Below are 18,163 nucleotides of genomic sequence, written 5' to 3'. Positions count from 1 at the left end.
TCAGTGAAGTCCGCTGGAGGGGGACGAGACGGGGCGGGCGTCCGCCGCGGGGCACCAACGTGCCACTTCGCAGCGAGCACAATGCTTTCCAGGGCTCGGGTTCGACGTACGGTCCCCGTGCCACGGGGCGGCGAGATCGCGGATCACCTGCCGTGCGGTGGCAATTCGGTCGGCCTGGCGGGGTGAGACGAGCTCCAGGTCGGGTCCTGAGGGCCGGAGGATCTCCACCTCCACGCGGGAGTGGCGCACGTCGCCGCCCAGCATTCCCTCTGCCAGCAGCACCAGGGCCAGCGCTGCCTGTGGGTACTGCTCCAGGACGTCCTTGTTGCCGAGAGGCCTGCGGTACCTGGTGCTCTTGATCTCCCGCCACACCACCGAACCACGGCTGTGGTAAAGGAGATCCGGCTTGGCGGTGAGCACGACGTCGGCTTCCGGGTCGTAGAAGGTGAGAAGCCGCTCCGAGATCGGCGTCGTTCCCGGATCGGCGTGGCGCAGTGGGCACACGGCTGCGTGGCGGGCGATCAGGCGGGCTCCGAGTTCGGCGTCGTCGCCGGTCAGATGCCAGTCGTCGACCCGCCAGTCCGTCCGCTCGGCCGGCGCGTCAGCCACGGTGCAAGGACGCTGGGGTGTTCGCGCGTGCAGATGCTGGAGCCAGGCGTGTACAGCGTGCCCGCGTGCCACGTGGTGGTTGTGCTCGATGTCCTTGTCGTACGGCAGATGGATGCGCCGCAGGTGTTCCTGAGCCGGGCAGTTCGCGTACCGGCGCAGGTCGGTGACCGACAGGGTGCGGCGAGGCCGGGAGAAATCCTTGATGCCGAGGATGCCGGGCGTGCGCGGCAGGTCGGAGCAGCCGGCGGTGAGTCGGCACGTGACGCATCCGGACCCCGGGCGCCGGTGCACGGCGTCGACGGTTGCCCGCAGACGGGGTGCGGCGAGTCGTCTGTACGCGGCCTCCGCTTCATCGGGCGTCCCGTCGAACAATGGCCCGACCGAGCCGTCCAGACATCCGATCTCCACCACCCGGACCCGCTGCGGGGTGATGGCGTCCCGCACGCTGTGCTCGTCACCCCATCGAGTGGGTTCCGCTGCGCGACCGCCGTAGGCGGCGACGTACGCGGCCATGGCGATCTCCGCCGGATCCCGCTCACCGGGTCCGCGCTTCCCTGGCTGTGCGGACCCGAACCGGAGCAGGCGCAGCTCGCACACCGTCCGCTCGCGGTTGGCGTAACAGCGTCCCCAGACCCTCAGTTCGTACACCGTGCGGTTGCCGTGAGGGTCGGCAGCCGTCCTCGACTGTCTGACCCAGTACTGGGGATCGGGTAACAACTCCCCTCCCGGATCGAGGGATTTCACCGCGGCCAGGTACTGGTCCACGGCATGCTCGGCGTAGCGCTCCAGCCCCGGGTGTGAGGGGCGGACCCTGGCCGGATCCTCCCGGACCCGGCCGAACTCCAGGACGTCGAGTCTGCGCATGACGGTGGCGAGCGCGAAAGGTTCGAAGTCCGCCGGTTTGTAGTGAGTACGGTGCATGGCTTGAAGACGGGGCCGGGCCTTGACAGCCCGCAGGGTGGGGCAGTCCTCCTCCCTCTCCTTCGCGCCGCCGGCGAACACTCTGATCAAGCCGGGGTCACCGGTAATTCCTTCAGGCAGTGGCCAGACAGTCACTCGCTCCCCCTCACGTGGCCTGTGAACAATATTCACCGGATGTTACATGCTGCTATGATTCACTACCGGATGAACCGTCAAATTCCCTACAGAGAACGGACCTCAGGTGGGTTCACAGGACGACACCATCGATGGGCAGTACCACCTGGTGCGGCGGCTCGGTGGGGGTGCGATGGGTGAGGTGAACCTGGCGCACGACCTGAATCTCGATCGGCAGGTGGCGGTCAAGCGCCTCTATCCTCACATCGTCGAACGGGAGGAGGGGCGCTATCGAGACCGATTCGAGCGCGAGGCCAGGACGACAGCCGGGCTCGGCCGCTCCCGGCATTTCCCGCAGGTCCATGCCTTCGGCCGCCATGGTGGAGAGCCCTACCTCGTCATGGAGTTCATCGAGGGGCCCACCCTGGCGCAACTGGTCACCCGCCACCACCCGCTGACGTTCCCCGCGATCACCGCGATCCTGGGCCAGCTCGCCACCGCGCTCGCTTGGCTGCACGATGCCGACCTCGTCCACCGTGACCTCAAGCCGTCCAACATCATGATCGCGCCGGGCGGCGTGCTGAAGGTGGTGGATCTCGGTGTTGTCGCCATCTCCGACCCTCACGCGACGCGCCTGACGGCCACCGGTCATGTCCCGGGAACGGTGGCCTACATGGCCCCCGAGCAGGCCGACACCGGACTCACCGAGCCGCGCAGCGACCTCTACTCCACCGGCTGCGTCGTGTTCGAACTTGTTACCGGGGAACTCCCCTTCGATGCGCCGACGGCTCACGCGATGGCTCGCTGCCACATCGACCAAGCGCCGCGCAGGACCGCGGACGTGCGCCCGCAGACGCCGGTGTGGTTGGCCGAAGTCATCGACCAGCTGCTGCACAAGGATCCGGATCTGAGGCCTCGGGACGCGCGGGCCCTGTACGAGGCCCTTCGGCCTCACCTGGCAGCCTTACCGCTGCCCGGCTGCCCCGAACTCGGCGATTTCGACCCGACGTTGCCCTGGGCCCATCCGTGCTCGCCGCCGCCCCAGCCGCAGAAGTCGGCGCCGTACGTGCGGCGTCGGCGTGGATCCGGGCTCGATGCGTTGGCGCGTCGCCAGGCACGGCAGGCCGACTTGAGGCGGAATGACCTGACACGGGTTCGCACGGAAGCCGACGAGCTTGCGGCGGACGGCGATCTGCGCGGGGCCATCCAGCTGATCGAGCAGTGCCTCAAGAACGCCGTAAGTCGCTTCGGCCGTATCGAGCCGGGTGTCGTCCGGCTGCGCATCGACCGTGCCGGGCTGCTGCACGAGGAGGGGCTGTCGAAGGATGCCCGCCTCGCTTACGACGACGTGCGCTCCGATGCCGTGCGCGCATTCGGCGAGGGGAGCTCCGAGGTTCGTGAGATCGACGGAGGTATCGAAGGGTGCGAGGAAGACGCTACGCGGGACTGATCGGCGCCGGGCGAGCCGGACAGGCGACTCCACACTCCGTGAACGACATACACGCACGGATAGAACGAAGGTACGCTTCGCGTCTTCCCGTAGGGGCGCAGCAGGACGCAGGGAGAGAGGCGTGGCGGAAGAACCGAGCACGGTGACGGCCACCGGTATTGCCAGGATCGCGGGTGTGGGCAGGGCGGCGGTGAGCAACTGGCGTAGGCGCCATCAGGATTTCCCCCGGCCGGTCGCCGGTACATCCGCCAGCCCCGCCTTCGACCTGTACGAGGTCGAGCAGTGGCTCGACCGGCAGGGCAAGCTCCGCTCCCTTGCTCCTCTCGACCGTCTTGGCCGGCGCATCGAGACGTTCGGCGCAGCAGGGCGGCTCGCGGAGGCCGTCGCTCTGGTCGGGCTGATGCTCCTGACAGCGCCCCGTGAAGTACCCACTCCACGCCGGCTCAAGGATCAAGCAAGGGCGTTCACCTCTCCCCAGCATGCCGAGGTCCTGCTGTCGGAGCTCCCGGAGGTGTGGTCACCTGCCCAGTGCGAACTCCTTGACGCCGTTCTCCCGATGGCCTGCCAGGAGGGTCGTGTCGGAGTCTTCGAGCATCTCCACTCGCGGTATGCGACGACCAGGGGCACGGTGGGACTCACCGACACCCCTGCTGCCGTGGCCAGTCTGATGCTGGACTTTGCGGGCCCCGCGACCGCAGTTCTCGATATTGCCTGCGGTACCGGTACGTTCCTGCGTCCTGCCCTCGAGGAGCCGACCCCCACCGGCGCGCCGCCACGCATCCTGGGGCAGGACTCCCGCCCCGAACACGTTCGCATTGCGCTCCTGCGTCTGCTGCTCCTTCGACAGCAGGCCGGAGGCGGCCGGGACGACGCCGAACTGCGCCTGTGTGTCGCCGATCCGCTCCTTGCGGACGCTTTCACCGATGAGAGCGTCGATGCTGTCGTCGGCAGCCCTCCGCACGGTCTCCAGGGCTGGAGTCACGACCGGCTCGCCTTCGATCCACGTTGGGTATACGGAGGTCTGCCTCCGCGCACCGAGCCCGAACTGGCGTGGGTGCAGAACGCGTTGGCCCATCTGAAGCCCGGCGGCCGGGCTGCCCTGCTCATGCCACCGGCAGTAGCCGGGCGTCCGGCGGGACGCCGTATCCGCAGCGAGCTGGTCCGGCGCGGCGCGCTTCGAGCGGTCGTTGCACTGCCACCGACGGCAACCGTGGGGGGCAGCAACGGCGTACACCTATGGGCGCTTCAACGTCCTGAGCCGGTCGGCACCCCGGATGGGGGCGTGCTGCTCGTGAACGGCGAGGCCGCGCCCCTGAACCAGCGCACATCTTCAAGGGAGCACTTCGAGGCACTGTGCGGTCAAGTCGCCGCACTCTGGCTGAACCACAGGTCCGGACGCGGCATTTCGGCCTCCTACTCCGCCTTTGCCAGACATGTGCCGCTCTCTGAACTGCTCGACGAGGACATCGACCTCACCCCGCGACGTCACGTGCCGCACCGGGACAGCGCGCGACACACGCCTGAGGCCCTGCTGGAACTGCCCGCTGACATCGAGGCCGGGCTCGACGCCCTTCGGGATGGCATGCCACGGCTGACCCGCGTCTCACAACCCGCGTCATCCGACGTATCCACTGCGACACTGGGGGAACTCTCCCGCACCGGAGCGCTCAGCCTGCACCGCTACTCGGTCCGTACCGCGCACCTCGACGTCCCGGTTCCGGAGCGGCAGGAGCCGGCCCTCACCAGCCAGGACGTCATTACGGGCCGACCCGCCAGCGGGTCGGTGCCCATCGTTCCGGACGACGAACCGACTGCTCGGGTACAGGCTCACGACATCCTCGTCCCGGCGATCGCCAAAACGCTGGTGGCCCGGGTCGCGACGGACGAGCAGGTCGGGGTCCGACTGGGACCCGGTGTGCACGTGGTACGTGTCGATCCCAACCTCCTCGACCCGTGGTTCGTGGCGGGTGCCCTCACCCGCCCCGAGAACGCCACGAAGGCCGCCCGCAGGTCCGCCACCGTGAGCGGCGCCCTGCGCATCGACGTGAAACGCCTCCGTCTGCCCCTCCTGCCGATCGACGTGCAACGCCGACGCAGCGCCGAGCTACGCCGCCTCGCCCGATGGGACGCGGAGCTGACCCGTACCGCCGAGGCCGGACACGAGCTCACTCGAGCCCTGACGAGGGCTCTGATCGACGGAACGCTCATGCCGTCGGACGATTGAGCCCGATCGGGCCGTGCCGGGGCCCGCATGGCCTGTGGACGTCACGCGGATCGGACGCGACGCAAAGCATCTGTCCCACCGTCACCCCTGCTCGGTCCGGCCGATGGCCGAAGAAGCGCCCGGACTCGAATCCCGTTCACGTCCGGCAGCACATGGAGCGGTGCGCGCCGGTGCCGGTCACGTCGCCCCGGAACGAGCGGACTTCGGCCGGGACGCCGGGGAAGCCCCCCCGCCGGCGGCCGTGGGCGCGCAGCCCCCCGGGAGTCTGCGGAGCGTGCTCTGTGGCCGACCGCAGAACCGAATCCCAGGGAGGTGCCTCCGCACCCCCTCCCGCCCCGCTGAACAGCAGGTCAGGACGGGGTGCGGCGACCTCGTCGGATCAGATGTCCCGGAAGAGACCAGTGAACGCGGTGACCTGCCGCGATGAGTGACGTTTGTTCGCTGAGCTGCGCGCATGACCTTTCGGCTGTTTCCTGCTCGTGCCGCTTGATGGGGCCGGAAGTCCCGGAAAAGTCCCAGGGGACTCCACCGCTGACGGGTGACTTTCAGCTCGGTACGGGTGTACGGGCCATCGAACGGCCTCGCTTTCAGCGAGGGTGGGGAGCCTGGATGTCGAGTGACCGGCGCTCGGCCGATGCCTTGCGGGATTGTGGGGGGTCCTGATGATCGACGACGACTCTTCGGTCGCTGGTGGCGGTGGACCGGCAGCAAGGGCGCACGGACCGCGAGCAGGCGTCTTGGCCGGGCCGGGGACGACGGGCCCGTTGGCGCAGCCCAAACCGGGGTGGGTCGTGTTGAAGGACTTCGCCGTCGTCCCCTGCGAGTGCGAACCGGAGCGGTGAAACCCGGCGCCACCCCGAGACGACCCCCTGTCCTCGGCCCGCCCACACCCGGTTCACGGCACGCATACGGGCCACCGCCCTCGCAGGGCTCCCGACTCCGCCGCGGGGAGGATGCCGGCGAGAACGCCGGCCGGTCCCCTGCTACTTGGTCGCGCCCTGGGCGAAGCCGTTGTAGATGTAGCGCTGGAGGAAGAGAAACGCGATCAGGGTCGGAACGATGACCAGGACGGCTCCCGCCGAGATGTTCTCCCAGTGGGCCCCGAAGGGGCCCTTGAAGCGGAACAGGGCGGTGGAGATCGTGCCGAGCTCCTGAGAGGGCATGTAGAGGAAGGGGATGTAGAAGTCGTTGTAGACGGTGATCCCCTTGATGATCACGACGGTGGCGATCGCCGGCTTGAGCAGCGGCAGGATGATCTTGCGGTAGACGGTGAACGCGTTGGCCCCGTCCAGCCGCGCGGCTTCGTCGAGGGAGACCGGGATGCCGCGGATGAACTGCAGGAAGATGTAGATCGAGACGATGTCGGTGCCCATGTAGAGCAGGATCGGGGCCCACCGTGTGTCGAACAGCCCGAAGCCGTTGATGACCTGGAAGGTCGCGACCTGTGTGGTCACCCCGGGAACGAGGGTGGCTATGAGGAAGAGGCCCATGACGAGCTTCTTCGCCCGGAAGTGGAAGCGGTCGATGGCGTATGCCGTCATCGAACCGATGAGCACGGTGCCGGTGATCGAGAACAGCAGGATGAACGCCGTGTTCCCGAAGGCCGTGAGCATATGACCGTCGGAGAACGCGGTCGCGTAGTTGTCGAAGTTCAGCCAGCTGCCCGGGAGCGACAGCGCGTTGCTCTCGGCAGCCTCCTCGGATGTCTTCAGTGAGGTGAGGAGGACGACGGCGAGGGGGAGCAGCACCACCAGCGAGGCGATGACGAGCGAGAGGTAGACGAGCGCCTGCCCGAGCCGGCCGCGTAGCCGGACGGAACGGCGCGAGGGGGAGGTGGTCAGCTGGGCCGTGGTCATACGAGGTCCACCTTGTCGTCAGGCACGAGCCGGCGCTGGACCCAGGTGATCAGCAGAATGATCAGCAGGAGCACGACGGCCGCCGCGGAGGCCAGCCCGGTCTTGTTGAACTGGAACGCGAGCTTCACCGTCTGGATGACGAACGTCGACGTTCCGGTCGCGCCGCCGGTCATGATGTAAGGGATCTCGAAGACGGCGAGTGAGCCGGAGACCGCCAGAATGATGCTCAGGCTGAGGATGGGTTTGATGCTGGGGGCGATGATGTGGCGGAACTGCTGCCAACGAGTCGCGCCGTCCAGTTGCGCGGCTTCGTAGAGTTCGCCGGGGATCGACTGGATGGCGCCGAGGAACAGGACGAAGTTCAGGCCGGTGAAGCGCCAGACGGAGACGCCGGCGAGCGAGGTGTTGGCCGAGGCCGGGTCACCCAGCCACGCGTGGTCGGTCTCTGCTCCCATCCAGGACAGGACCGAGTCGAGGGTGCCCCCGTCCTGGAAGAAGTACAGGAAGACGAATCCGATCGCCACGCCGTTGATGAGGTAGGGGAAGAAGAGCAGACCCTTGAACAGGTTGCGGAACCACAGGTTGAAGCTGAGCACCGTGGCGAAGTACAGGGCGACGGCGATCTGTAGGCCGGATGCAGCCAGGTAGTAGAGGCTGACGAAGAAGACGCGGAACAGTTCGGGCCGGGTGAAGATCTGGACGTAGTTGTCCGACCCGGTGAAGTTGCGGTCGGGGCTGATGCCGTCCCAGTCGGTGAAGCTGTAATAGATCATGTTCGCCACGGGGACGTAGGTGAACGTGATCAGCAGGGCCAGCGGCGCCACCAGGAAGAGCCAGGGCGTCGCGCGGCGCAGCAGCTGTCCCGGCGACCGGTGTGACGGTCCGGTGCGGCTGGCGGCGGTCGTCCTGCGCCGTGCGGGCGCGGCGCGGTGCGTCTTCTCGCCCGCCTCGGTCGTTCTGGTCATATCAGACCTTTCGTCATCCGCGTCTCGATTCCTTGTACGGGGGAGGGGGCCCCGGCCTCTTTCCTGGGCCGGCGCCCCCTCGCCGATTCAGGACCCGACGGACTTCGCTGCCTCGTCCCACCGCTTGTTCAGCTCGGTGAAGTAGTCGTCGAGGCTGCCCTTCTGCGCTCCGCGGGCGATGTCGATCAGCTTCTGGCGGTAGTCGGGCTTGTTCAGTCCGATCTCGGCGGCGTTGTCGATGTCGTTGACCTTGCCGGTTTCCGTCTCCGAGCGCTCCGTGAAGGTGACATCGTTGTCAACGAAGTCCTTGAGAGTGGAGGGCATGGGGGCCGACTTGAGGGTGGGGACGGCCCCTTCCTCGGTGGAGTAGCCCGACTTCTCGGTGAACCAGTCGATCCATGCGCGGGCCGCCTCCTTGTGCTCGGAGTGGACGTTGACGGCTTGCTGGTAGTCGGAGACGAGCGTGGCGCAGTGGCCGTCGCCCTTCAGGACCGGGAGGGGCATGTAGCCGATGTCGGCCGGGTTCCTGCCCGCCTTCTCGGCGGCGTCCTGCATCTGGGTGATGGACCAGGAGCCCACCATCATGGAGCCGATCTCGCCCTTGGCGAGCTTGGTCTTGGAAGCCTCCCAGTTGGTGGTGCTGGGGTCCTTCTCCGACAGCTTCCTCTTGACGATGTCGTGCAGCAGGGTGTCGATCACCTGGAGTTCGCTTCCCTGCTTCCACGGGGAAGAGGGGCCGGCGAGCTTGTTGGTCGCGTTCTCGTCGCAGGTGACCGAACCGATGTTGGTGGTCCACTGGACCAGCGGCCAGCCGTCCTTGAAGTTGGTGTAGTACGAGGTCGCGCCGGTCTTGGTCTTGATCGCCTCCAGTCCGGCGAGGAACTCGTCCGGCGTGGTGGGCCAGGCGGTGATGCCTGCCTTCTTCCACAGGGCTTTGTTGTAGACGAAGCCGTTGGCGGTGCCGAACTGGGCTATGCCGTAGACCTTGTTGCCCACGGCGGACTTGTCGCTGAAGCGGTACCTGTCCGCCATTCTGATGGACGTGCCGAGGGGGGCGAAGAACTTGGGATAGTCGTTCTTGGCGACGGAGGCCGGGATCATGAGAACGTCCCCGTAGTTCTCCGTGTTCATCCGGATCTTGACTTCGCCCTCGTAGTCGGTCAGCCCCTCGAACTTGACCTTGACCTTGGGGTAGACCTTGTTGAACTCCGACGCGTAGGCGTCCATGGCCCCGCTCTGGACCAGGTCCGTGCGCTGGGTGAGGACCGTGATGGAGCCGGTCGCCTTGCCCGGATCGGCGGGCGCCGTGGCCGTTTCGGTCGACGGAGCGCCGCCGCCGCTGCAACCGGTCACGGCGAGTGCTGCGACGGCCAGCAGCGCACTCGTAAGCGACTTCGTGTTCCCCATGTGCCCAACTCCTTAGATGGCGGCTCGGGTCTGCGGTGGGATGTTGGCACTATGGCAGGACGATGTGAACCGGTAAAGCTCTCATTTCCGTGACGATGTCCAATCGTTACCTTGTGCTGCGATAGTGGGGCGGATCCGGCTCCTGGGCTCGCCCTGTGTTACGTATTCGTGACTAGACCGGTTTATGGACAGTGATCGAACTGCAGGTTAGGTTGTGTGCCGTCATCCATTTGAGACCGCGCGAATTCGGGCGATTGGAGCCGCACATGAAGGACGTCACCCAGCTCACCGACGGCTGGAGCCTGCGCTACGACCACGATCTGCTGCCGGCCCGGGTCCCCGGCTGTGTCCACACTGATCTGCTGGCCGCCGGGATCATTCCGGACCCCTTCCTCGACCTCAATGAGATCGAGGTGGCCTGGGTGGGCCGGCGGGCGTGGTCCTACGTCGCCGACGTCGCGCACGACAGCGGGCACGAGCGAACCGACTTGGTCTTCGACGGCTTGGACACCGCCGCACGGATCACGTTCGACGGCCGCGAGATCGGCACCACCCGCAACATGCACCGCTCCTACAGGTTCGACGTCACCGGGGTGGCCGGCCGACTGGAGGTGCACTTCGCCTCCGCCTACGAGGAGGCGGATGCGGTCCGGGCGGTGACGGGAGACCGGCCCAACGTCTATCCCGAACCGTTCCAGTACATCCGCAAAATGGCCTCCAGCTTCGGCTGGGACTGGGGGCCGACGCTCGTCACCGCGGGCATCTGGCGCCCCGTGCGGCTGGAGCACTGGTCGACGGCGCGACTTGCCGCCGTGCACCCGCTGGTCACCGTCGACGAAGGCGCGGGGAGCGTGGAGATCCGGCTCCGGGTGGAGCGCACGGACCGCGGCGCGGGCAGGAGTCTGCTGGCGCGCGCCACGGTCGCCGGGGAGCACGCGGAGGTCCGCTTCGAGGGGGAGACGGCCGTACTGCGCCTGACGGTCGACGAACCGCGGCTCTGGTGGCCACGCGGGTACGGGGACCAGCCGCTGTACGACCTCGACGTCACCCTGTCCGACGAGGGCGGGCGACTGGACGCCTGGCACCGGCGCATCGGCTTCCGCACCATCGAACTGGACCGGGCGCCCGACGCGCGGGGCTCCGGCTTCACCCTCGTCGTGAACGGGGAGCGCGTTTTCGCCCGGGGCGTCAACTGGATCCCCGACGACGTGTTCCCCTCCCGCGTGTCCCCCGCGCGCTACCGCACCCGACTGAGCCAGGCGGTCGAAGCCAACGTCGACCTCGTGCGCATCTGGGGCGGCGGCATCTACGAGGACGACGCGTTCTACGACGTCTGCGACGAGCTCGGGCTGATGGTCTGGCAGGACTTCCTCTTCGCCTGCGCCGCCTACCCGGAGGAGCAACCGCTACGGGGAGAGGTCGAGGCCGAAGCCCGTGACAACGTTGTCCGACTCATGCCGCACCCCAGCCTGGTCCTCTGGAACGGGAACAACGAGAACCTCTGGGGCTTCCGCGACTGGGACTGGGAGCCCGGTCTCGCGGGGGACTCCTGGGGCGAGGGCTACTACCTGGGCCTGCTGCCCCGCCTGGTCGCGGAACTCGACCCCACCCGCCCCTACACCGCGGGCAGCCCGTGGTCCGGATCATGGGACCACCACCCCAACGACCCCGACCACGGCACGTACCACTCCTGGGAGGTCTGGAACCGCCAGGACTACGCCGAGTACCGTGCGAACGTCCCTCGGTTCGTCGCCGAGTTCGGCTGGCAGGCTCCGCCCGCCATGGCCACGCTCCGCCGTGCGCTCACCGACGGGGTATTGGCCCCCGACTCCGCCGGGATGCTGCATCATCAGAAGGCCGAGGAGGGCAACGACAAGCTCAACCGCGGTGTCGCGCGTCACTTCGCCCTCCCCGACGGCAACTTCGACCGCTGGCACTACCTGACGCAGGTCGTCCAGGCCCGAGCTGTCGCCGCGGGCATCGAGCACTGGCGCTCCCACTGGCCCGCCTGCTCGGGCACCGTGGTCTGGCAGCTCAACGACTGCTGGCCGGTGAGCTCCTGGGCCGCGATCGACGGCGACGGCCGCCCCAAGCCGCTCCACCACGAGCTGCGCCGTGTCTACGCCGACCGGCTCCTGACCCTGCAACCCGCTGAGGAGGGGCTGGTCCTCGCCCTCGTCAACCAGTCCGCCGCCGAGTGGCGCACCGCGGTGGACCTGCGCCGCATGGAGGCGGACGGGACGCCTCTCGGCCGCAGCACGCAGGAGGTGGTGGTCGCCGCGCGTTCCGTCCTGCGCCTCTCGACCGCGCCCGGACTGGTGCCCGAGAAGCACTCCGCCAAGGAGTTCCTCGTGGCCGACGCGGACGGTCTGCGCGCCCTGCACTTTCCGGTCCCCGACAAGGAGTTCTCCTACGTACGGCCCGACTACGACGTCATCCTGGAACCCGTCGCCGGCGACGGCGGTAAGGTCGACGTCGTGGTGAACGCGCATACCCTTGTCAGGGATCTCCTTCTCCAGGCCGACAGGCTTGGCCCCGATGCCCGCGCCGACCGGGGCCTCACCACACTGCTGCCCGGCGAGCGGACCCGGATCCGCGTCGACGGCTGCGGCAGCGTGACGATGGACGATGTACGGGCCGCCCTGTTCTGCGCGGATACGAAGTGAACAGCCCTGCCCGCATCACCATCAAGGACGTCGCGGCCCGCGCCGGAGTCTCCAAAGGTGCGGTTTCCCTGGCGTTCAACCGTAAACCGGGTGTCTCCGAAGCGACGCGCGAGCGCATCTTCGAAGCCGCCCGGGATCTCGGCTGGGCGCCGAACCAGACAGCTCGCAGCCTCTCCAGCCAGCGAGTCGACATCGTCGGCCTGGCCCTGTGCCGCCCCGCCCGGCTGCTGGGACTCGAACCGTTCTACATGGACTTCATCTCCGGAATCGAGAGTGTCCTGGCCGATCGGTCGTGCTCGCTGCTGCTGAGGCTGGTGCGCGATGTCGAAGAGGAGATCGAGCTGCACAAGACCTGGTGGCGCAGTCAGACGATCGCCGGAGCCATTCTGGTCGACTTCGAGGACGACGATCCACGGGTTCCGGCGCTCCAGGCCATCGGTCTGCCCGCGGTGGCCGTGGGGCACCCGTCGCTGACCGGTTCCTTTCCCGCGGTATGGACGGACGATGCCACGGCGACGGCCGAGGCCGTCCGCTACCTTGCCGCTCTGGGCCACCGGCGACTGGCACGGGTGGGCGGTCCGGCCAGGTTCGGGCACAGCGCGATCAGGGCAGCGGCTTTCGCCTCGACCGTGCGCGAGTTGGGGCTGGAGGAGGGACGTCAGACGGCGACCGGTTTCGACGAGAGGGAGGGCGCACGCGCGACACGATCCCTCCTCCTGGGGGCGAACCGCCCGACAGCCATCATCTACGACAACGACATCATGGCGGTCGCGGGCGCGGGCGTCGCGGCGGAGATGGGCTTCGTCGTCCCGGACGACGTCTCCCTGCTCGCCTGGGACGACTCCCAACTGTGCAGGATCACCCACCCCACGCTGTCGGCCATGAGCCACGACGTCCACCACTTCGGTGCGGAGGTGACCCGTACCCTCTTCTCCCTGATCGAGGGCACACACATCGAATCGCTCCAGGTCCCCACCCCCTCCCTCACGCCGAGAGGATCCACAGCACCGGCGCCCCAGCAGTGAGCCATCACCGGTATCCGAGCGACGGCTGTTCCGCCACCACCCAAGGGGCTTACTGATCGTTTCAGAATGACGAGGCTGCTGAGCGAAGCCGAGTGCAGCTCTGTGTATCGGTTACGGGAGGCTGAGTGCTTCGGCCCAGACATCGCCGCCATTGGCCCAGGTCCCCACCCATTGCCGCAGTGATCCGGTCGCGTGGCGCAGGCCGTCATGGGGGTCCTCGCCCCAGCTTGGCACCCAGCCGTCTGCGTCGTAGAGCAGCACGGGGTTGCCGACTGCGAGCAATGACAGATGCCACTGCATCGTGCAGCCGCCCGGCGCCAGGTACAGCCATGATCCGGGCAGCCCCGCCGCGCAGTCGCGTTCGTGCCGGGTGATCGAACAGGGCCAGTCGATCAGGTCCCCCGGCGCACGACGACCGTCGGTGAGCGAGGCCAGACCGCCGTCGGGCCCGAAGCCGCCGTCGCCTACTTCGGTGTACATCCTCCGAAGAAGGGTTGGCAGCGGACGCCCGATGATGTCCTCGGCGGCTTCAACTTCAGATGGCGTGACCGGCGGAAACAGCGGTCCGCGCGGAGCGTCAGCGAAGTAGGCCGCCACCTCCTCGGCTTGCGACTTGAGCACGATCATTCCGTTGCTGCTGGAGCCGACCGTCCGGCTCCGAATGTGCTCCAGGTGTTCCGGGCCGAAGTGTTCCTTGATCCACGAGCGTGGGACTGGTGCCGTATCGAACCGACGGCCCGGGTCCCACGCGCGAGTACACAGCATGTCGATCAGCGTGTCGTCGCCCTCGGCGGCGCCGGGTTCGGCAGGAAGTTCTTGACGCTGCGACTCGGAGTCGCCGTGCACAGGGGACGTCATGCGCCGGGATCCTACTGCTGAGGGCGGAGAGCCTTTCGAAGGCGTCGCAAACAGATGATCGTGCAGGCCAGTTCGAGCAGTCCCTGGTGGAGATCGGCGCGTCGTTCGTAGCGGGTGCGGAGCCGTTTGAACTGGTGCAGCCAGGCGAAGGTGCGCTCGACCACCCAGCGCACCTTGCCCAGTCCGGAGCCGTGGGCGACTCCGCGTCGGGCGATCATGGGTTTGATGCCGCGATTCCACAGCAGGCGGCGGTACTTGTCGAAGTCGTAGCCCCGGTCGGCGTACAGCCGCCGGGGCTTGCGGCGGGGACGTCCGCGCAGCCCCCGGATCGGTGGGACCGCGTCCATCAGCGGCAGGAGCTGGGTGACGTCGTGCCGGTTTCCGCCGGTGAGTGTTACCGCAAGCGGGGTTCCGTGCCGGTCGACGATCAGGTGGTGCTTGGAACCGGGACGAGCGCGGTCGACGGGCGACGGGCCGACGTGATCCCCCCTTTGACGGCCCGGACGTGTGATCCGTCCACGGCGCAGTCATCCAGGTCCAGCAGGTCCGCGCGGCGAAGCTCGGCCAGCAGGGCGGCGTGCAGGCGTGGCCAGACACCGGCCTCGGTCCAATCCCGAAGCTGACGCCAGGCCGTGATTCCGGAGCAGCCCACGGTCTCGGCTGGGACATCGCGCCAGGCGACGCCAGTCCGAAGGACGTACAAGATGCCGGCGAGAGCCGTCCGGTCCGGAACGCGAAGCCGCCCGGGATGCCGACGGCGCCGTTCGGGAGCGGGCGGCAGCAGCGGGGCCAGCCGCTCCCACAGGTCGCTCGGAACAAGATCATCACGCATCCGGGACGCCCTGCCGACCAAGATCGACAAATGCAAGACCCGCAGCTCAACCCATTCTGAAACGATCAGTTAGTGCCGCACCGGGTTGGGGCGTGGCCGGCTCATGGTGCTTGCCATGCGTGACCGTTCGGCCGTGCGGGGCGGCCACCACGGAGCGGAGGTATTCCTCGGCGAGCGCGGCCGTCACGCGACGCTCGTTGGCCGGCGCCACGGCCGACGAGTCGCGGGCGTGGCGGTCGCCGACCGGGGTCAGGTCGTGCCGCTGTGGTGGAAGAGGGAAGTGCTGCCGCTACCGGCTCGCCTCGGCCGTGGAGGCACTGCACGAGAGGGGGAGGGTGCGCCCATGGGCCGAGCCGAGCACTCGACGTCGCTTCCTCACCGGCCCGCCCGCCGCCGCGACGGCCGCTTTCGAGCCGGTACGGGGAAAGGCGACCCGGGCTTGAACCCGACAGCTCCGGCCGAAGGGAATGCTGGTGTCGGCGCAAAGAAGGGCCCTCCCCGGCGCTTTGGCGCGGATCACCGACGCTGACCGGACCGCGGCTGACCTGCCTCGCGGTCAACACCACCGACATACTGATCACGCCAACGGAAGAAGCGCGGGAATTCCGAAATGTGCTTTCCGCGTTCCTCGAATCACTGGGTCCCAATTCACCGACGACCCGTGAGGACCGGACAGGAAAGGCCGATATCAGGGCACGGCTTCGAGGGCCCAGGGACCGCCCGCCCGAGAGCGAGGTAGACCGGTTCAATGGAACGGCGGACATAGCGGATCATCCGTACTTTCTCCGCCTGTGCCTGTGCCCGTGCCCCGCGTCGACCGTCGCCCGGAAGACCTCACCCTCGCCTCGGACAGTCACCTGATCCCCGGCCGGCGCGTATGCGGACTCACCCGGCCTCAGGGTCAACGAGCCGCGTGAGCCGCTGCTCAGTCGGATGCTGCCGCTCGTGCAGACGAGGATCTGGGGTGCTGTCGCATCCAGAGCGGCGCAGGATCCGGCGGAGAGGCGGACGCGCGACAGCCGGAAGTCGTCGACCGGGGCCGCGTAGACCTCTTCGGCTCCGGCCCCCCGCGCGGCGGGCCGCAGGACTCGTACGGGCGAGGCGGTGGCCCTCACCACCCGCAGCAGCTCCTCCGTGTCCACGTGTTTGGAGGTGAGGCCGCATCTGAGGACGTTGTCCGACGAGGCCATGATCTCGACGCCGAGCCCTCTCAGGTAGGCATGGGGGACGCCGGCTCCCAGGAAGATTCCTTCGCCCGGGGCCAGTCGCACGTGCTGGAGCATCAAGGCGGCGAGCAGCCCGGGGTCGCCCGGACGGGCCCGGGCGACCCTGTCGTACGCCTGCCACGCGGGCCGGCCCTCCTCCGCGGTCTCCGCCTCGCGGGCCACCGAAGCGGCCACCGCGGCGACCAGCGGCGCGGGGGCGGTGAGGAAGGCGGAGAACACGGCCCGCAGAGCGGGCTCTTCGGGCTCCTCGCGCAGCGTTGTGACATGCGGGGCCAGTTCGGGGAGCCGAAGGGCCGCGAGCAGGTCGGCGCAGTGCGTGGGTGGCTTGAAGCCACAGAGGCCCTCGAAGCCGCTGAGCGCCACGATCATTTCCGGTTTGTGGTTGTCGTCCCGGTAGTTGCGGTGGGGGGCGTCGAGGGGGACCCCCTGCGCGTTCTCGATCCTGTGTCCGACGGCGGCCTGGGCCAGATCCGGATGCACCTGGATGGAGAGCGGTGACTCGACGGCCAGCAGCTTGAGGAGGAAGGGCAGGCGTGGCCCGAACCGGCGGAGCGTCGCTTCTCCGAGCTCGGCGGCCGGCCGTGAGCGGATGAGGGCGTCGAGCGGCTCGGGGCCGTGGGCACGGAGCAGCCGAGAGGGGGCCGCTGGGTGGGCCCCCATCCACAGCTCAGCCTGTGGCGTGCCGTCGGCGACGGTGCCCATCAGCTCGGACAGCGCGGTGGTGGAGCCCCAGGAGTAGGGACGGATGGTGTTGAGGAGTCGATCCACGGATGTTCCCTTCCGGGGCTGCCGCCGAGGGCGGCACGCGACGGTGTCAGCAGTGCGGCATCCCGGCGGGGGACATGGTTTCGGCGGATGCCGTGGCTGCCGCTCCGATGAGACCGGCGTTCAGCGCGAGGCCGGCGGGGACGACGGAGAATCCACGGGTGAAGTCGAGTACGGCGTAGTCGTCCAGGTACTGCCGGAGCGGGGAGAACAGGACGTCGCCGGCCTGCGCCACGCCGCCGCCGATGACCACCCGATCGAGCTCCACGAGGGCTGCCGTCGCCGCGATCGCCGCGGCCAGTGCTCGCGCCGATCTCCGGAAGGCGGCAAGAGCCCGCTCGTCCCCTTCGCGGGCCGCCGCGGCGACCGCGGCGGCGTGCGCTGGCGCACCGGGCTCAGCCGTCCATCCGAGCGCGCGGGCGTGTGCGGCGATCGCCGTTCCGCTCGCCAGACTCTCCACGCATCCCGGGGCCCCGCACGCGCAGCGCGGGCCCTCGTGGTCGACGGTGATGTGGCCGATGTGCCCGGCATTGCCGGTGCGTCCGGCATGCACTCTCCCGCCGAGGACCAGTCCGCCCCCGACCCCGGTGGACACCACCATGCAGAGGGCGTTGTCGAACCCGCGCGCGGCGCCGAGCCAGTGCTCGGCCGCCGTCATGGCGACAGCGTCCCCCACGAGAACAGGGAGGACACTCAGCGGCAGCCGAGGGTGTGTGCGCACAAGATCGATGAGCGGAAAGCCGCGCCAGCCAGGAATGTTGACAGGACTGACCGTGCCCGCGTCGGTATCGACGGGCCCCGCGCTGGCAATGCCCATGCAGGACAGCTCGTCCCAGGCCGGGAACGCGGCCAGGTCGTCCAGCACCTTCATCACGGCCGCCGCCAGATCGGCGGCAGGCCGGTCGGCCGGAGTCGCGCGCTGCGCCCGTGCGAGGAGACGGCCCTTCCCGTCGAGGAGCGCCCCTGCGATCTTGGTACCGCCGATGTCGAGTGCTCCGTACACCGTCACGTTCTGCCCTTTCCTGGGGGTGCATCGCTCAGGAACGCCACTGTGCCCGCTTCTGACAACGTTGTCTAGTAAACTGGTTTAGTTAAGTAAATGATTCGCAAAATCTCACGGACGGCGGGGGAGGGGCCACGCCTGTCGCCTTGTCGTCGAAGCGGTTCTTCGCCGAGCGGAAGGTGGCCGGGCGTTGCCGACCTCCTGTTATCGACGACCGTCCCGAGAGGGCGGGGCGAATTCTG

Annotated in this window: 12 protein-coding genes; 4 read left to right on the top strand and 8 right to left on the bottom strand. The window is 68.3% G+C overall.

Annotated elements, in window-relative coordinates:
• Positions 1–1,530 (bottom strand): PD-(D/E)XK nuclease family protein, encoded by a 1,530-nt coding sequence (locus tag DJ476_RS05795; protein ID WP_162638632.1) that lies wholly within the window; start codon positions 1,528–1,530, stop codon positions 1–3.
• A gap of 241 nt (positions 1,531–1,771) precedes the next feature.
• On the opposite strand from DJ476_RS05795, the gene DJ476_RS05790 reads away from it, so the two are divergent.
• The gene (locus DJ476_RS05790) at positions 1,772–3,094 is read left to right on the top strand and encodes a serine/threonine-protein kinase (RefSeq protein ID WP_112490011.1); all 1,323 of its coding nucleotides are present in this window, start codon (positions 1,772–1,774) and stop codon (positions 3,092–3,094) included.
• A 121-nt stretch (positions 3,095–3,215) separates the two neighbouring features.
• A complete protein-coding gene (locus DJ476_RS05785; RefSeq protein WP_162638631.1) occupies positions 3,216–5,318 on the top strand; it encodes an N-6 DNA methylase in 2,103 nt (700 codons plus the stop codon).
• Positions 5,319–6,301: 983 nt separating this feature from the next.
• On the opposite strand, the gene DJ476_RS05780 is transcribed toward DJ476_RS05785, so the two are convergent.
• The 3 genes from DJ476_RS05780 to DJ476_RS05770 all read right to left on the bottom strand — a co-directional run bounded on the left by DJ476_RS05780 (position 6,302) and on the right by DJ476_RS05770 (position 9,546).
• Positions 6,302–7,174, bottom strand: coding sequence for a carbohydrate ABC transporter permease (locus tag DJ476_RS05780; RefSeq protein ID WP_112490009.1), 873 nt, complete (start codon positions 7,172–7,174; stop codon positions 6,302–6,304).
• Positions 7,171–8,139, bottom strand: a complete 969-nt coding sequence (locus DJ476_RS05775; protein WP_103419517.1) for a carbohydrate ABC transporter permease — start codon at positions 8,137–8,139, stop codon at positions 7,171–7,173. Before DJ476_RS05775 ends, DJ476_RS05780 begins: the two co-directional genes overlap by 4 nt.
• A gap of 87 nt (positions 8,140–8,226) precedes the next feature.
• On the bottom strand, positions 8,227–9,546 hold the full coding sequence (locus tag DJ476_RS05770; RefSeq protein ID WP_103419516.1) for an ABC transporter substrate-binding protein: 1,320 nt from the start codon (positions 9,544–9,546) through the stop codon (positions 8,227–8,229).
• A 266-nt stretch (positions 9,547–9,812) separates the two neighbouring features.
• Here DJ476_RS05770 and DJ476_RS05765 point away from each other — a divergent pair, with 266 nt between their 5' ends.
• Positions 9,813–12,212 carry a glycoside hydrolase family 2 protein gene (locus DJ476_RS05765; protein WP_112490008.1) on the top strand — a complete coding sequence of 800 codons (2,400 nt, stop codon included), beginning with the start codon at positions 9,813–9,815 and terminating at the stop codon, positions 12,210–12,212.
• Positions 12,209–13,237 (top strand): LacI family DNA-binding transcriptional regulator, encoded by a 1,029-nt coding sequence (locus DJ476_RS05760; RefSeq protein ID WP_069741395.1) that lies wholly within the window; start codon positions 12,209–12,211, stop codon positions 13,235–13,237. The genes DJ476_RS05765 and DJ476_RS05760 overlap by 4 nt, the downstream gene beginning before the upstream one ends.
• A 111-nt stretch (positions 13,238–13,348) precedes the next feature.
• Here DJ476_RS05760 and DJ476_RS05755 read toward each other — a convergent pair whose 3' ends face one another.
• The 4 genes from DJ476_RS05755 to DJ476_RS05740 form a co-directional block, all read right to left on the bottom strand.
• The gene (locus DJ476_RS05755; RefSeq protein ID WP_112490007.1) at positions 13,349–14,095 is read right to left on the bottom strand and encodes a hypothetical protein; all 747 of its coding nucleotides are present in this window, start codon (positions 14,093–14,095) and stop codon (positions 13,349–13,351) included.
• An 11-nt stretch (positions 14,096–14,106) separates the two neighbouring features.
• Positions 14,107–14,927 (bottom strand): IS5 family transposase gene (locus DJ476_RS05750; protein WP_162638629.1). Its coding sequence is split into 2 segments (ribosomal slippage): positions 14,107–14,588 and positions 14,588–14,927, totalling 822 coding nucleotides; the frame shifts between segments, so codons are not numbered across the junction.
• Between the two features lie 770 nt (positions 14,928–15,697).
• Positions 15,698–16,921, bottom strand: a complete 1,224-nt coding sequence (gene manA / locus DJ476_RS05745; protein WP_112490005.1) for a mannose-6-phosphate isomerase, class I — start codon at positions 16,919–16,921, stop codon at positions 15,698–15,700.
• Positions 16,922–16,967: 46 nt separating this feature from the next.
• Positions 16,968–17,927: an ROK family protein gene (locus DJ476_RS05740; RefSeq protein ID WP_112490004.1), complete on the bottom strand. Its 960-nt coding sequence runs from the start codon at positions 17,925–17,927 to the stop codon at positions 16,968–16,970.
• Positions 17,928–18,163: the final 236 nt, after the last annotated feature.

Source organism: Streptomyces bacillaris (assembly GCF_003268675.1).
In the GTDB taxonomy this organism is placed as follows: domain Bacteria; phylum Actinomycetota; class Actinomycetes; order Streptomycetales; family Streptomycetaceae; genus Streptomyces; species Streptomyces bacillaris.
Note: the sequence above shows the minus strand (reverse complement) of the source record. Positions and strands in the feature narration are given on the sequence as shown.

Bases quoted from the DNA above. Each gene is read 5' to 3' on its own strand.
- DJ476_RS05795 (WP_162638632.1), bottom strand. From the start codon at position 1,530: ATGCACCGTACTCACTACAAACCGGCGGACTTCGAACCTTTCGCGCTC.
- DJ476_RS05780 (WP_112490009.1), bottom strand. From the start codon at position 7,174: ATGACCACGGCCCAGCTGACCACCTCCCCCTCGCGCCGTTCCGTCCGG.
- DJ476_RS05775 (WP_103419517.1), bottom strand. From the start codon at position 8,139: ATGACCAGAACGACCGAGGCGGGCGAGAAGACGCACCGCGCCGCGCCC.
- DJ476_RS05770 (WP_103419516.1), bottom strand. From the start codon at position 9,546: ATGGGGAACACGAAGTCGCTTACGAGTGCGCTGCTGGCCGTCGCAGCA.
- DJ476_RS05765 (WP_112490008.1), top strand. From the start codon at position 9,813: ATGAAGGACGTCACCCAGCTCACCGACGGCTGGAGCCTGCGCTACGAC.
- DJ476_RS05755 (WP_112490007.1), bottom strand. From the start codon at position 14,095: ATGACGTCCCCTGTGCACGGCGACTCCGAGTCGCAGCGTCAAGAACTT.